This window comes from Parashewanella curva, assembly GCF_003675895.1.
GTDB classification, from domain to species: Bacteria; Pseudomonadota; Gammaproteobacteria; order Enterobacterales; family Shewanellaceae; genus Parashewanella; species Parashewanella curva.
Window position 1 is genome coordinate 1 of record NZ_ML014806.1, and the last position, 15,930, is coordinate 15,930.

Genomic DNA, 15,930 nt, shown 5'->3' on the forward strand with positions numbered 1-15,930 from the left:
CTGTGCCATACGCAGTTACGTTTCGAGTTGCAGAAAGCAAAATATAACAGCTTCAACAGCGCTGAACTTGTTGTTCAGTGGGCATTTGCCAGATATTTTTGTTCAGTAGGCTGAATAGTTACTAAATATCGAGCTTATTACCTTGTGTGACCACTGCATTGAACAGCTTTAAACAATCTTTTTGTGCAATACTATTTTGCATAATGAACTCTCAGATCTTGAGCCAATAGGCATCGGTTCCATGATCCTCTAGCCCCACCATTTCATCGTAGGGTGTGTGAGACTCAAACATAACTTGTTTGACACCAACATCCGCAAACATCTTTTTTGCTTGGTCTAGCGATGCCAAGCGTAGCGGCTGACTTTTATCTTCAGAAAAGATATTTTTAAATTTTCCCTGCTTGTCTCTACCACCAACAAGGTAGTGAGATAAATCCGCTGTCGCAATTATGGTGGGCAAGGTTCCTAAAATCCTATACTCATGTTCATCGATTTGTGCAGTCATAACTGTACCTCCGCAATCCATTGCCTATGGCTTCAAATTTTACAATTTTCAGCACTCACAATAAGGATTACGTAACTAGGAGAGATATGGTTCAGTTAGACAATGAGAAATTACTGGTTTCAGAACGATTAGATTTTCCGATGTTACATTCACTACACAAAATTTGCAGATTGCTTAGCTCAAGGGCGAGTTCAGGGTATCTAGAGCGAGGCTTAATATGGCCGACATGAAGTGGTGCACCTGACTCATAAGTAACACCACAATCACGGCAGCTAAATATGGCCTTGAGTAAAATAAGACTTTACTCTCACCCAAGGCCATGCTTTTTACGCTAGCTTAAACTTACTGACGACTCCAACTAATTCTTGATTTGCTTCAGCTAGATTTTCGGTTTGTTGTGCGTTTGTCTCACCATTCATCGATAGCTCATTGGCCATTTCGCAAATGGCTGCCATATTGCGACTGATTTCATCAGCTACAGAACTTTGCTCTTCAGCCGCCGTGGCGATCTGAGTATTCAGATCATTAATTTGATTCACTGAATTAACGATTTCGTCCAAATCAACCGCGACTTTATCGGTTTCAGATGCAGTTTGCTCACAAGTATTCTTGGTCGCTTGCATCGCATCAATAGTTGAATTTGAAGCTTGGCGTAACTTATTAATCGTTTGTTCAATTTCTGCTGTACTGCTTTGGGTACGTGCTGCGAGCGCTCTAACTTCATCAGCAACAACCGCAAAACCTCTGCCTTGCTCTCCCGCCCTAGCCGCTTCAATTGCAGCGTTCAAGGCCAATAAGTTAGTTTGTTCAGCAATATCACCAATCACTTTAAGAACATTGGTAATTTCTACTGTGTCTTTATCAATTTCACCAATATTATCTGCCGTTGTTTCAACTTCCGATACCAGTCTTGCTACGGTATGGGTCGCATCATTAACCTGCTGTTTTGAGTCTAGCGCTTGCCCATTGGTATTTTGAGTAAACAAAGCGGTCTCGGTAGCGTTGCGAGCCACATCGCTGGATGTCGCACTCATTTCTTCAACCGCAGCGACAATTTGTTCCGTTTCTTGAGTATGAGCAGACAAGATTTGACGGTTAGCATCAACCTCCACTCGTAAACGATCTACACTGGTATTGATTGTGGTCGATGCATGCTGCACTTCCAACATCATTTGCTGTAGCTGGGCAATAAAACGATTGATACCATTCGCCATGTCGCCTAAATCGTCTTTAGTATCAATATTGAGTCGACGAGTTAAGTCACCATTACCTTGTGATAAGTCCATAATGGTCGATCTCAACTGCAAAATAGGACGATAGAGCACATTTAGGGTAATGATAATTAATCCAACCCCAACCGCTATCATGATGATAGATGAAACAATAGCTTGGGTTAACACGTCATTTAAAGAAGCATAAGCGACTGATTTATCCACACCAATGAATAAGTACCACTGTTTGTTGTTCACCAATGGAATAGCTTGGGTAAATGCCAGCTTATCAACGCCTTTAAGAGTATAAGTTTGCATTGTTTCAGCGTTACTCAACATGGTCGCTTCGATATCCGCCATGCCAAACTCACTGAATTTACGACCTTTGGTGACAACGCTGGAGTTTGATGCCATGACTACACCTTTATCATCAGTGATCACAGTAACAGCACCAGGAAAGTCAATTGCGGCAACGGTCTTGGCTAAGATACTCAACTCTATATCGATCAGCGCTACACCATCTCCCATTTGTTGGATAATAGACACCACATCGTGGCCAGTAGTCGCATCAGGGTAAACTTCTGTGACATCGGTGCCAGCCACTTTTTTAGCTTGCAAGAACCAAGGGCGGGTTAACACATTATATTTACTGGTATCGGCAACACCATTATTCCAAGCATCACCAACCGCAGTCGAATAGGTATTACCATCATCAAATCCTAAAAAAACACCTGAAACATTGCTGGTATCTTTAACCGTGCGGGCAATCGCCACAAAATCCTGACGATATTCGCCCTTTTGATAGCCTTCGACTAGGCCTCGAACGACATCGGCTTTAGATTGAAACCAAGTGTGTATTTTAGACGCTTCTCGTCTAAGTATGAGCCTAGAAGTTTGATTGACGTTATCTATAGTAGTCTGTCGAATTTCTCGATACGACAACCAATTCGATACTAACAATGACCCTAAAATAAGCATTATCATGGACAGTATCAGCGCACGCTTAAATCCCAAAACTTTTATCACAACGACACCCTTTTATTTTTCTAAAAGTATAACTGCGCTTTATCCAGATAAATAACTTGCTTTAAATAATAAAAATACAAAACAAAAAATATTATAATATGAATATTTGTTTTGAACCTCAATTTGTATTATTATATTAAAATAACCATAACCGCTTCATCTCGGACAAATAATCGCATCTTTCATATAGTGCATCGGCACTATATTCATTTTACTTTAATCATTATTTTATTTTTTTAGAGTAATCACACTATTTGAAAAAATTAACTGAAAACTTAAAAAGTTACTTTAATTTTAGGATTAAATGGGTTTAGAAAGAGCAACAAGTGGAAGTCAGGAAGTTGAATTACGAAATTAAAAAGCAACCCGCGAGGATTGCTTTTTTATGAACCAAAGAAAAGGTTAAATCTTAGAGTGCATAAAGCTCAAAAAATCACCAAAATCAGTACTTTTTTGAAGAAACTCAGCAAAATACCTAACACCTTCACTGTCTCTTTTATGACCGTATATAGTGTCAGTATAGTTATGATTGAAAGGTACATTTGGATCAAAACGATATGCCATACCAAATTTCATGCTTTTCGTAATGATTAGTTTATGAACATCAAACGTAAAACCTGCTTGATTATTATATCTTTGCTGCAAATACCCCTCCCAGCTTAGTTTAGCCGAGTTAAACTTACTTGGTACTTGCCTAATATCAAAAACAAGAGAAGTTTCTTTTTGTGTCTTACTTGCTCGAATGTCAAGCCCTCTTAGTTCCCTGATAATAATTGGGTTTTCAAAAATTTTGTTCATAAAAGATTTTCTAATAGAATCTGCTTGAAAAAATTTTGAACCCAAGTTAGCTCTATAGTCACTATCGTTAAATTCATAGTTACCATTTGAGAATTCAGCAACAATAGGAAATTTATAAAACATTATATTTTCTTGAGGAAACCAAACTTGATCTTTTTTTGGAAGATAAGGCGACTGCTCACCAAACTTTAGAGTATAAGCGCCAAACTCTGCGTGTTTTCCCGAAAATGTCATCTCTAGGCTTGTTTTTGATATATTGAACCCTGTTTGAGGAATAAACCTAATTTTAAACATTATTTGTTCGAGTGGCTGACAGTCTTTTTCAACATTGCAATTAACCGCCTTACCAATCTCTTGTTCTTTGAAGGCCTTAGAAGAACCAGCCATTGTTGCTTGACTCGCAGAAAGTAGAGCAACAACTGTAAATATTTTTGTAAGTTTTTTCATTTTGAAAACCACTCCAATAATGCATTTTAATTTTGGTGAAAGGTATAGCTTTTAATATTTAATGTCTATTTTAAATATTCTGATCGTACCAGAGCAAATACTTTTATTCTTGAAAATTTAAAATAGAGTAATTACTATTAAAATAACAGCTAAAACATCAACTCATAATATAAAGCATCAAATAAAACCCAGCATAAAAATATAATATTGGTCTGACAAGGCATTTTACTCTAATTTCAACAAAAATAACATAGCCTGCAAAAACAATAAGTTACCCAAACACAGAAGTATTTATGACACTCGTCAAAATTACATCGCCAAATTTTAACTTTAATAAACAAACAAAATAAGTTAGGGTGCGCTTAATTTCGTACCTTTATAAAAAAAGGGTAATTAAAGAATGATTATTAGGTGCTAATTATGAATAACAAATTTAAATTATCTTTAGTTTTTACAGCGCTTTCTTTATCTTCTAGTTTGGTTTCTGCTGAACCATTAGCACTAGGTAATAAAAATTTTATTAAGGATGGTGATTTTGAAACACCTAAATTATCTGTAGGTGAAGATTATCGCAATTACGTGAATGTAGATAACCGAAGCCATTTTGGTGCTTGGAGGATCATTTCAAGTGGTTGGACAGCGATACATCGTAATGGGGTGATCGAATTAGGACTTGCAGGTGCAAAAGGTGCTCAACACTTCGGTAAATCTAGAGGGGCACAAGTTAGACAACAACTTAGCGGACTTGATCCCAATCAAACGTATGCCGTTCAATTTGATTACGCCTTACATAGTATGGCAAAGCGCGATGATAACTTTAGAATTGGTATATTCAACGATTTTTATATTACGACTGAAAACAAAGGCCAAAACCCAAATATTCATGCCTATTTAGCACATGACCATGGAAATAAACGCTGGAAAACTGGTCAGTTTACCTTTAAACCTAAAAAATCAAACCCATACTTTGGTATGGAAACTTGGCAGGTAGGCGTCCACACTTTACGTGAACCAGGTGCATTGTTAGATAATATTAGTCTGCGCCCTGTGAAGCTCAACATCATCAGTCAGGAATTAGTGAATTCCGGCCACAGAAACCTATTAACCATTCAAAAAGGCGCAGAAGTACAAGTTGTATCCAGCGTTCCAGAAAGAAATGGTTCAATTTTCCAAGTCACCCCTGAGCTTTACGAGAAGTGCCAATTTGCTGACTACAGCAAATATGGTGAAAAAGGCGACAAAAACGACACCGTTTCAATTAACCAAGGGCCAGTATTGCCAATTGGTCCAAAGGTACGAATTGTAGGTGATTACGCTTTAGAAAGTCATAAATTCACTCAGTCTCACCCTAACAATAACTATCACTTTGTTTACGGTGATTATGACAAAGGCCAACTTCGTAATGTAACCAGCGATCTTTGCCGTACTGGCAAAGGTAAGTTTACGCTTAAACTTGTTGATACCAGTGAGCACACAGCAGATATTAAGGTTTCCGACAAAAACGCCGTTATTGATGTGAACTCAAAACCAGTTGCTCTTGGTGATGAGTATGTGATTCAAGCTCAAAAACCGGGTGAGTTATTTGCAGTAAATCGCAAAGATTTCATGAGCTGTAATTTAGATGATTCAGCAGTAAAAATTGGTGATTTTGATGCGAACAATGACAATAAGCTAACTTTACGTATCCATGAAGGTGCAAGTGATGAACACGCTGACTTCAAACCAGGCAATACCGTTTATCTTATCCAAGGTGTTGACGGTTCTGATAGAGCAGCTGAATGTAAAGACGGTTCTAAATTCTCAGTACGTGTATCGCAGTAACAATTAACACCCAGTTTCCAACCATTTCAAACGCCGTTTAGTTCTCATAAACGGCGTTTAATTTATTGCAATCTAAATTATCTTTAACTCTAATTCTATTTAAACAGCTGATAACCTATTGTATCTATTAGATACAGGCAATAATATGTTGTGCATGTTGAATTACATCAGATCTACTCATGGTTAATTCATTGCCAAGAGTTACACCAACAATCAAGATCCCACAGTGACTCACAAAGTGGTGATGTCTGTCTTGCGTGCTTTTTTATCAGAAAACTTACCCAAAACCGTAAGCTAACCATAGCCTTAGTCCAGTTCCATGACCAAACTCAACGACTAGGGCTGCCCCCATTAAAACATCAACAACACACTGAAGCATCGCCTGATCTCACCACCTATGATGAGGCATTTACCGATAAATCGATTTCAGAAGACCTGATGCACTTTGCCCAAACAAACCCTTGCATTGCCAAAAGATTTATATGGCAACAAACAAGGTTTAATCAGCATGGAACAGGACTTTTCCAGCAGCCACCTCAATATCCTCCACTTGATTTTGAGCGATGCGAACGGAAACCATTATCCGATGAACCCACTCCACCAGCCATGTCTGTATTTCCAACATTTGCAAGAAACATTGCCTATCTCGCAAGTGATGAGTTTATTGGGATACATACGCCTTTCGTGTACTCAGGAAAACTAACGTCATTTCTAGTAACTCGCTCCATACCAGCCTTTAACTTCATTTCTTTAATTCATCTAAAGAAAAAGCCATTAACCGACACTAAATCACCTCAAAAGTTAGCCGCGACCAACCTAGGCGAAAAATCAAAGCCTCGGCTTTACACGTCTCGAATTGAAGATACCAGTGGCATAGGTACTGATATGGCTGAAGAATACGTACCAAACAAAGACGCTATCGATACGATTTCTCATATTGTCTCTTCTAAAAAAGAAGCCGAAAATGAAGTCGCTGAATTATCATGCTATGACACTGAAATAACACAATTAAAAATGCCCCCTGATTTAAGTAAAGGGGAAACAACAAAAGTACATCAACCTGTACCTGCTCTACAAAAAGTCTCAGAAGAGGCAATAGAGACTGAACCTCATTCCGATAGCGAAACAAACACAACGTCACCTACAGAATTCACCTCCACAGCTAAACCAGATGCAATCGCTCTTGTTCAACACAATCAAGAAACCGCCAGCTTACTGACTGACGTACATAAAATGATTGCTAATGAATATTACACTGCGGCAATCAGGCAACTTGAGAAACTGATAGCAACAGAAGATTGTGCTTACTATTTATATTTACAAGCGTTTTGTTTTCAACTATTGGCCCATAAACCTATTGATTGCAGTGAACAAAGGGAATGTGAAGCCACCTTATTAGATTATCAGAAAGCAGAACCAGCGAGTGATGCTGCTATAACCATTCAACATGGTTCAAGCTCACGACTGCATTCAACCGTTGCTGTAAATAGCACTGTCATTAACGACCTCAACACCTTGCTAACCCGAAAAGAGATTACGCCTGAACTTCGATTGGCTATTTGGGTGCTTATTGCAGAATGCTATACACAACAGCGTAGACACCAAGATGCCCTTTTTTGTTATCAGAGCATGTTGCGAGACTTTTTTTCTAGTCCTCCAGTTTACGAGGCTCGGTATGAAAGCTCAGATCCTCAAACCTATTTTTTGAGATGGAATGCGATTTCAGCCAGTATAGTTTATCACAAAATCGCCACTCAACTAAAAGCATTAGGACAAGTGGAAGCCTCTCAGCAAAGCTATTTGAAATCCATACAAGTTGCTCAACAAGAAGAGAGGCATCTGCAAGTTGATGATGCCGAAAACATTCATCAACTGAGCGATGTTCATCATCCAGCCGTCATATTTGAAGACAGTGAAGAGCATAAACTTGTGGCTGGGAGTCAACGTGCTTGCCTTGATACCTCAGTTGTCGCGTATCAACCAAGTAAAGTACATCCCGACGTTGTCATGAATCGACTTGGTAGCGTCCATCACCCTGAAGATATCGAACAATGCTCTGATGTCTTTCACGCCATTAAACAAATTCCTTCAGGTGATGCGTCATCGGTAGTTGCATCACTGCTCAATTTAGGCAATTTATTGCATGCACATGGTCAACATCAAGAGGCCGTCGAGTTCTATAAAAAAACACTCGCGCACTGTGCGACAGGAAATGCTCATAGAGCGTGGGCCTCTGGCAATCTGGGGAATACTCTTCTGTCATTAAATCAAAATAAGCAAGCCGGAGAGTATCTAAAACAGGCATTGGAATTAACCCTAGAGCACGAGCCTACCCCTGAAGCCATTGGTAGAGCTTGCAACAACCTAGGCACCTATTATCAAGCTTTAGGCGAGTTTGATGAAGCAATGCAATGTTATAACGATGCCTTAAGCCAAGCGGAATTTGGTCATGATAAAGCAGGAACCGCTCGAGCCCACGGCAATATCGGTAATATCCATATGTTACGTAAGCAACCTGCAGAGGCACAAAAACACTATAGAGAAGTACTCAAGCTAACGAGAGATTCCACTATCGCCGAAGTTGCGCATCACAACTTAGGCTGTGCCTGCTTCGACGTCACAATGATAAATTACCAAGGTGAACGTCTTGCGCTTTCAGAATCACAGATCAAACAGCTAGACACAGCAATTATTCAATTCCATAAGGTATGGCAGAATGTTTGGCAAAAACTCACCCCTATGTTAAGAAACTATGTGGATCACGCCAATCGAAATGCGGCCGTTAAGTACTTAGAAAATCATGCAAGAGCATTATACAGATTAACAGATTCCCTCATGTTAACCGATAAAGTCCACACGGCATTGAGTGTGTTTACGCTCTCTTACAACCTGACATCTTCATTGTGGATACTCTCTCGATTCGCCCCTAACAGTTTAAAAAAATTCACGTTTATGTCAGAAGAGCCCAAGACAGATACAGAACCCAAAGCGGTCGAAGAAAAAAGTAAAGAGAAAAAACTTGATGCAGGCTCGTGGCATCAGCAGTTTTTTGATCCCATAGAAAGGTCGCTATACGCAAACCTCACCAACCCCATAATCGCGATGACGTTCACTGGAACGCATTTGTGTACTTTGGGAATTTGGAAACAAGATGACGCGTTAGTCAAGCAGGGGTCAACAATTTACGTAGGCCCCAGTGCAAAAGCGGCTATCTTTGGAAGCTTTACGACACTTGACCATTATTTAAGGTATCGCTTAGGTGAGGATGTCAGTGGCTTACATCTATACACCTCTGATGAACTTGGCTATGCCAGATACCAAGAATACGGCCCTAGCCTCAACAGCCGATTACAAGGGATTAGCGACGACAAGGCAAAAAAGCAAGATCATATGATTAGTTGCATCGACAAAGCGGTATTAGAAGTTATCGTCAACGGCCTAACACCGATATTGAAGCAGATCAATGAAGCCACTCAACAAACCCATTCAGCTATCACTCTAGTGCTTGATTCATACATGAGTCATTTTCCTTTTGAGCTGTTACCTAAAAACGTCGAAAATTTGCATGGATCTAGACTGTTTAACAATAAGCCATTACAACTCATGCCATCGGTGATGGTACATGAGCTTTACCAGCAAGAAGTTCAGCAAACGTCCTTCGAGCCTGCATTATTGGTGGGGAACCCATCTACACCGCCTTTCATGTACAACAAAGAAGAGTGGGATTTAGGCCCCTTACCTTATGCAGAAACAGAGGCGCAATGTGCAGCAACAAGAACTCGCACTCAAGCATTTGTTAGCGAACAAGCCACAAAAGACAATGTGTTGAAACAGCTTCCTAACAGTAAAATCATTCATTTTGCTACCCACGGAAGTGCAGGAGGCGGTTTTCTTGTACTTGGCGCACCCAAAAATCAGTTCCTTCCTACGGTTCTCAGACACGTTTTTAAAGGGGAGTCGGTGAACAACCTTTTACTGACTCACACTGACATCGCAGTAACTAAACTATTGGCAAAACCTCTAGTGATACTGTCGAGTTGCGATAGTGCAAAGGGAACTCCGCTAGGAGGCGAATTAACATCATGCGCCAATGCATTTTTAATTGCGGGTGCAAGGGCGGTAATTTGCTTCAAGTTCAAAGCGCCGGATGAAAGTCAGTACGTTCTTCTTAATCTGTTTTATTCATTTTTAACTCAAGGTGTTCCTGCTTTAGAAAGCATGCAAAAAGCCAACAACTTATTACAACTCATTCCTAAGTATGGCGCTTTAGTCTGTTGGGCTTCTTCACAATATATGGGCAGTAACATCAGGTTTGAAGCCGTACAAAGAAGGTTACCCAATCAATTTCATCAAAGTTGCTCTTTATTGATCGAACAACGAACGTTTACCGAAATCTCCGCATCATCGAAGATAACGCAGCTGTTTTCACTATTAAGTCTTAATGAAGAAACACCTTTTGAAAAACCAACGGTAATTTGGCTAACAGGCACCAATACTAAGGCGCATCACTACACATGCTTGCAAATGATTGAGGAATATCGCGACCATTACCAAGGCGGCATTTCTTGGGTTGCTCTACCACCACAGTTTGATGTCAATGATTGGCTGCAACATGAACGACAAAGCATGCTTGACAATTTCGGCCTTGAAAAAAGAAAGCTGCTTATCATTGATGCAACTGTGTTCGAACATGCAAATAGGCGTATAACACCTGACGAATTAGCGTTAATGGTAAAAGACTTATCCAGAATTGATGTATTTGTCATCTCTGAATGTAAACCCGATGATATGCAAGAACTTAGGCAAACAATGACACCATGCACAGTTACAGGTGTTAACGAACACCCTATCGATATCATTCAAGCCACATCGTTATTACTGCAAGCCATTGGCCATGTTCTCACACCTGAAAATAATGAACAGCTGTATATATCATTTAATGAATTAGTGGATAGGCTACATGGGAATATTGTGCTCACTCAATATATTGCACACCTGATCACAATAAACGCTCCAAAAGATACACTGCAATTGGTAACGCTACTCAATCACATAAATGAACATATGGTGGATATTGAACAAGCGGCAGAAGAAGAAACAGAGCTGAGATATGAACACTATTTAGAAGAAAAAGAGCAATTGACCACATCGCAGCAACTCATTGATAACTTACTCAAATTCGAAATAGACGACGAAATAATGTCATCGTTTAAAGCGCTCATTGATAGCCTAGAAGGCAATCGATATTTAATTCGATATATTGCGCAACAAATACATTTTTTTACACCTAAAAATACAGAGCAACGTGAGAGAGTAATTAAGTATATTATTGACCAGTTTGAAGATATTCCCCAGACAGCAGAAGAAGATAAAAAGGAAAATAAAGCACAAGAAAAACAACTTCAGCAGTCCGATTTTCAATGCGAGCCGGATTACATGGGATTACTTTGCTGTGCCTTTGCCTTAGACTGTGAACACAGCAAAGAGCCAGTCCTATTTCCCCTCTCTGGCTCAAATACCAAAGAGCCGCTTACGCTCGATGGCATGTTTCATCGAATAAAAAACCTATTTCAATTTCAATTTAATACACCTGAAATTGAAACCAATATTCTTATTGTAATACGCGATGCTGTCGCAGATGTATACGGGCCGCATAACTCACATAAAACAGCCCTATTAGTATTTAATGAGTTAACGAGGATCGGATTTTTAGAAGCGTACCCCAGTACCAATATTTTTCAGCAAAGCTCACCATCGAATAGACTCTGGCGGATCGCGCCATTATTCTATCAATCGACATTCTACCGAGAGTTAATCGCTACAGGTGCTTGTACTGTAAAAGATAAAAATGAAACGTTTATTTCATTTTATTGCAGAAAACGCCGACGCGAATGTAGATCATAGTTGTTGTTACTGAACCTAAACAATCTTCAGCGAAAACACACCGTTATTTCAGCTCATGTTAAGGTATTTACGGTATAGTGTGCCATTGCTATAACTATTGATGGCTAATTAATATCTATGAGTATACCTCGTTTCCCCCATCTTACTCCACCAAGTAAAGCCGAATCAAATATAAATGTCTCTAAGAAACAGCCCTATTCAATGCAAGAACTTTCAAGACAGCATGCTACGTTAGAATTGTTGATTAAAATATTAGATGAGGAACCAATATTACAAAGTCAAAAAGATTCGTTAATTGAGAAATATCTCACGGTACTCAATAGCAAAGATAAGCGACTACGCACAACGAGTTTGAAAGTGTTTAACACAGAAGCTGAACAACACTCTTTGCAATTGATTGAGGTAGTAAGCACCACGGTTAATGAAACCAAATTATATATGGTTAACGACACCGAAATTCTGTTAAATAGCCCTCTTGCCTTTTTTACAGATGGGAAAGCAAGCTCTTCCCACAGGCGATGTCATTCGGGATCAGATCTTAAGCTTCCGCCAATAAAAGAATGGGAAACATCGTATTGTCAGCCCGTCTATTCGATGTTTACTGTTTCAGCGGGTAAACAATCAATTAGAAAACAGAAAAATCGGACAAGAACAACGTCTCCCCAGTCCGTGCTTGTTAAAGAGAAAGGCGTGGGTGATAACCTAGCAGAACTCGTTAAACGCGACATAGCAACGGTAACGGATCAGAAGAAAACATGTGATCAGGGAGTGGGCGAAGACCCTGCCGAGTTGAATTTTAGCGATATAAGTATCGAAACAACACCAATGGAGGAGAAAGGTGTTGGGGACCACATCTTACCTCAATATCGTGAAAGTACAACCCAAACCCTGTCTACAAAGGACTGCTCTGTTGGGAGTGAGACCGAACTTCCTTCCTATAGTGAGAAGGCGACTCAGACTATGGACACCGTTAATGTTGGAACACAAATGGAGCAAATGAGCTCAGTAGACGAATCACACTCCTCTACAGTTTCTCCTCACAGACCAGAAACAGCAGGTGTAGTCATCGAGACAAGCTATAAAGAAAATCGAAGTTTTGTCTTGCGTCATCAAGTGAATAAAGTCGCAAGACAAAGCTCAAAAATGCCAAATAAGAAAAGCCTCCCCGTTAGACTTTCAACGGCTCACCCCAATCCTAGATCTGTAAACCAGCAGCTCAGAAGAACAAGTATGTACGCAAAAAAACAATAGTGGTCGACACAATTTGCCATGACAAAGCCCTGTAGTGAAGGAACAAATCAACAATCCCTCCCACAGGCCACACCAGACGCCCACGACCAAGCAAAGTTGAACCCTCCGAGCCAACCACTAACGTCCATCACTTCGCCAATGAAATAAAGCCCTGCTACGTTTTTGCTTTCCATGGTTTTAGATGACAACTCATTGGTATCAACCCCGCCAAGTGTCACTTCCGCTGTACGATAGCCCTCGGTACCGTTCATTAACAATTGCCACTGGTGCAAGTCTTTCACCAATTGATCTACCTCAGCATGAATAAGCTGGTTTAGTGCTTTATCCAGTAATGCTTCATTAAATAAGGTTTCCACTAAGCGTTTAGGTAACCATTGACTTAAGGTATTTCGCAGACTTTGCTTGGGGTGCTTTTCTCGTTGCTGAAACAGTGCTTGTTCGGCGTCCATATTCGGCAATAAATTGATTTCGATGGTTTCACCCGGCTGCCAATAACTGGAAATTTGCAGTACTGCGGGTCCAGAAATGCCTCTATGGGTAAACAGCAAAGCTTCACTAAACTGCATGCCATTTTTGGCGGTGATAGTGCTCGGTACTGCAATGCCTGATAAGGGTTCAAACATTTGTTTGTCATCGCTATGCCAAGTGAAAGGCACTAAACCTGCACTGGTTGGTAATACATTTAACCCAAACTTCTCCGCAATTTTATAACCAAAAGGTGTTGCCCCCAATTTGGGCATTGATAGGCCACCCGTAGCGATAACTAAACTTTCACAGCTGAAATCACCATCACTGGTCGAAAGTTCAAAGCCAGCTTCTTTTTTGATGACCGATAAAATCTCAGTACGCAGCTGTACTTTGGCGCCTGCCCAATCGCATTCGGTCATCAAAATGTTGACGATGTCTTTAGCAGAGTCATTACAAAATAGCTGACCGTGATCTCGCTCGTGGTAGTCGACACCATGGCGTTCCACCAGCTCAATGAAATCCTGAGATGAGTATCGTGCCAGTGCGGATTTAACAAAATGAGGGTTGCCGCAAACGTAGTTATTAGGCTCAACGTTGCGATTGGTAAAATTACAACGACCACCACCACTAATGAGGATCTTTTTCCCTGCTTGTTTGGCGTGATCCAGCACTAAGACATTACGACCTCGATAGCCTGCAGTGGCTGCGCACATTAAACCTGCGGCGCCTGCGCCAATAATGATCACATCAAAACGTTGCATAACAATCCATACCTAAAAATCAAAGCAGAGGATTGTAGCCTTAATTTTCTCTACTCCCTAGATTTTTATGGCAACAGAAAATATTAGATTAAGGGAATTTAACTTAATCGCCTGATCCTAAAATGATAACGTTTATTAAAGTCTGATTTTTTTATGAGGATATAATGGTTTCTCGTACAACCACAACAATGTCACCAGAGACTGACTGGTATAGAAATAAAACTCTGACAGAACAATACTCATTTCGATTTGATGTCTTAAAATTAGTACTTGAGCTAAACGAGTACAGTAATAATTGGGACGCTTTGGGGCGGCAACTTGGTGTAGATACAAGTGTAAATTGTCAAATGGATCATAAACATGCTGGGCAGTATAATTTAATTGATATTCTAAGTGAGTGGTCTTCCAATCAAGGCTTTGATTTGAAACAACTTATTCAAGCATTGCGATGTATTGGTCTGAATAAAGCCGCAAATAAGCTTGTTATACAGCACAATAGAGATAGCACTTACTATGATTTTACATGCACCTCAGTATTAAAAGGTGCGTTCTATGAAGATGGTAGCTATAACAAACGCTTTATATTAGATAAAATTCAGGAACAAAAAAGACAGTTACAAACAGAAGTAGAAGATGACTCTAGACCATGGTTTAGCTGTAAACGCTGTACACTTGTATAAAACTAGCCGATGAAATCGGCCTGTTTATTGTGCAAGCTATGATTATTTGACGACTTCGGCTTTTCGATCTCGTCCTAACAAGTCTTTAGCTGCTTCCTTAGCCGCTTTACCTTGATACAAAACTTGATATATTTGTTCGGTTATCGGCATTTCAACGCCCAAACGCTTAGCCAGAGTAAACACTTCTTTGGTGTTGCGGTAGCCTTCAACCACCTGACCAATTTCAGTTTGTGCCGTTTCAAAGTCTTTACCTTGACCTAACGCCAAGCCAAAGCGACGGTTACGAGACTGGTTATCGGTACAGGTCAGTACCAAATCCCCTAAACCTGCCATCCCCATAAAAGTGGCCGCTTGCGCACCAAGGGCTTCACCCAAACGAGTCAGCTCCACTAAGCCACGAGTGATTAGAGCAGTACGAGCGTTGGCACCAAAGCCGATACCATCCGACATACCTGCGCCAATGGCAATCACGTTTTTCACTGCGCCACCTAATTGCAGACCAATAAAGTCTGGGTTGGCATACACACGCAGTCGTGATGGACAATGTAATAGCTCAACCAATTCATTACTGAATTGCTCACAAGTACCTGCAACAGAAATCGCCGTAGGCATGCCAGCCGCCAGTTCTTTAGCGAAAGTAGGACCTGAAACCACCGCCAGTGATATGTCATCACCTAAAATATCACGCGCAACATCTTGCAGCAGTCGACCTGTTTCAGGTTCTAAACCTTTGGTGGCCCAAACTACACGAGCATCATCTCGCAATAAGGGCTTGGCTTGCTTCAGCACTAAACCAAATACATGACTTGGCACAACCACCAATACATTACGACTGGCAGCTAATACAGTAGCCAAGTCAGCTTCAGGAATGAGGCTTTCTGGAAATGGAATACCTGACAAAAATTGCTCGTTACTGCGATCGCGTTGCAGCTTAGCGATGTGCTCAGGATCGTGTCCCCACAGCAGGGTTTTATGACCACCACGGGCTAAAGAAATGGCAAGGGCGGTGCCATAAGAGCCCGCCCCTAATACCGTAATATCGGCTTCAGTGTTCATGA

10 protein-coding genes are annotated in these 15,930 nt (G+C 40.4%); 4 read left to right on the top strand and 6 right to left on the bottom strand.

The annotated features are described in order from the left end of the window. Positions 1 to 211 precede the first annotated feature (211 nt). The 4 genes from D5018_RS15650 to D5018_RS15665 form a co-directional block, all read right to left on the bottom strand. Positions 212 to 505 (bottom strand): DUF6482 family protein, encoded by a 294-nt coding sequence (locus tag D5018_RS15650; protein WP_121839939.1) that lies wholly within the window; start codon positions 503 to 505, stop codon positions 212 to 214. Positions 506 to 596: 91 nt separating this feature from the next. Then, entirely contained in the window at positions 597 to 800 is a 204-nt protein-coding gene (locus D5018_RS22420) for an HNH endonuclease (RefSeq protein WP_207819329.1), read from the bottom strand. Positions 801 to 831: 31 nt separating this feature from the next. After that, a complete protein-coding gene (locus D5018_RS15660) occupies positions 832 to 2,742 on the bottom strand; it encodes a methyl-accepting chemotaxis protein (RefSeq protein WP_207819327.1) in 1,911 nt (636 codons plus the stop codon). 402 nt (positions 2,743 to 3,144) lie between these two features. Continuing rightward, entirely contained in the window at positions 3,145 to 3,987 is an 843-nt protein-coding gene (locus D5018_RS15665; protein WP_121839940.1) for a hypothetical protein, read from the bottom strand. Between the two features lie 420 nt (positions 3,988 to 4,407). On the opposite strand from D5018_RS15665, the gene D5018_RS15670 reads away from it, so the two are divergent. From D5018_RS15670 to D5018_RS15680, 3 genes are all read left to right on the top strand, one after another. Further along, positions 4,408 to 5,808, top strand: a complete 1,401-nt coding sequence (locus D5018_RS15670; protein WP_121839941.1) for a hypothetical protein — start codon at positions 4,408 to 4,410, stop codon at positions 5,806 to 5,808. Between the two features lie 150 nt (positions 5,809 to 5,958). Next, positions 5,959 to 11,712 (top strand): CHAT domain-containing protein, encoded by a 5,754-nt coding sequence (locus D5018_RS15675; protein WP_121839942.1) that lies wholly within the window; start codon positions 5,959 to 5,961, stop codon positions 11,710 to 11,712. A 117-nt stretch (positions 11,713 to 11,829) separates the two neighbouring features. Next, the gene (locus D5018_RS15680) at positions 11,830 to 12,963 is read left to right on the top strand and encodes a hypothetical protein (protein ID WP_121839943.1); all 1,134 of its coding nucleotides are present in this window, start codon (positions 11,830 to 11,832) and stop codon (positions 12,961 to 12,963) included. Between the two features lie 47 nt (positions 12,964 to 13,010). Here the strand turns inward: D5018_RS15680 and D5018_RS15685 are convergent, their stop codons facing one another. Then, on the bottom strand, positions 13,011 to 14,192 hold the full coding sequence (locus tag D5018_RS15685) for a BaiN/RdsA family NAD(P)/FAD-dependent oxidoreductase (protein WP_121839944.1): 1,182 nt from the start codon (positions 14,190 to 14,192) through the stop codon (positions 13,011 to 13,013). A 164-nt stretch (positions 14,193 to 14,356) separates the two neighbouring features. On the opposite strand from D5018_RS15685, the gene D5018_RS15690 reads away from it, so the two are divergent. Continuing rightward, complete coding sequence (locus tag D5018_RS15690; RefSeq protein ID WP_121839945.1) at positions 14,357 to 14,872, top strand: death domain-containing protein; 516 nt, start codon at positions 14,357 to 14,359, stop codon at positions 14,870 to 14,872. 42 nt (positions 14,873 to 14,914) lie between these two features. Here the strand turns inward: D5018_RS15690 and gpsA are convergent, their stop codons facing one another. Further along, on the bottom strand, positions 14,915 to 15,928 hold the full coding sequence (gene gpsA, locus D5018_RS15695; protein ID WP_121839946.1) for an NAD(P)H-dependent glycerol-3-phosphate dehydrogenase: 1,014 nt from the start codon (positions 15,926 to 15,928) through the stop codon (positions 14,915 to 14,917). Positions 15,929 to 15,930: the final 2 nt, after the last annotated feature.

Excerpts from the sequence above, each read along its gene's own strand:
- D5018_RS15685 (WP_121839944.1), bottom strand. The coding sequence starts at position 14,192 with ATGCAACGTTTTGATGTGATCATTATTGGCGCAGGCGCCGCAGGTTTA.
- D5018_RS15650 (WP_121839939.1), bottom strand. The coding sequence starts at position 505 with ATGACTGCACAAATCGATGAACATGAGTATAGGATTTTAGGAACCTTG.
- D5018_RS15690 (WP_121839945.1), top strand. The coding sequence starts at position 14,357 with ATGGTTTCTCGTACAACCACAACAATGTCACCAGAGACTGACTGGTAT.
- D5018_RS15670 (WP_121839941.1), top strand. The coding sequence starts at position 4,408 with ATGAATAACAAATTTAAATTATCTTTAGTTTTTACAGCGCTTTCTTTA.
- D5018_RS15665 (WP_121839940.1), bottom strand. The coding sequence starts at position 3,987 with ATGAAAAAACTTACAAAAATATTTACAGTTGTTGCTCTACTTTCTGCG.
- gpsA (WP_121839946.1), bottom strand. The coding sequence starts at position 15,928 with ATGAACACTGAAGCCGATATTACGGTATTAGGGGCGGGCTCTTATGGC.
- D5018_RS15680 (WP_121839943.1), top strand. The coding sequence starts at position 11,830 with ATGAGTATACCTCGTTTCCCCCATCTTACTCCACCAAGTAAAGCCGAA.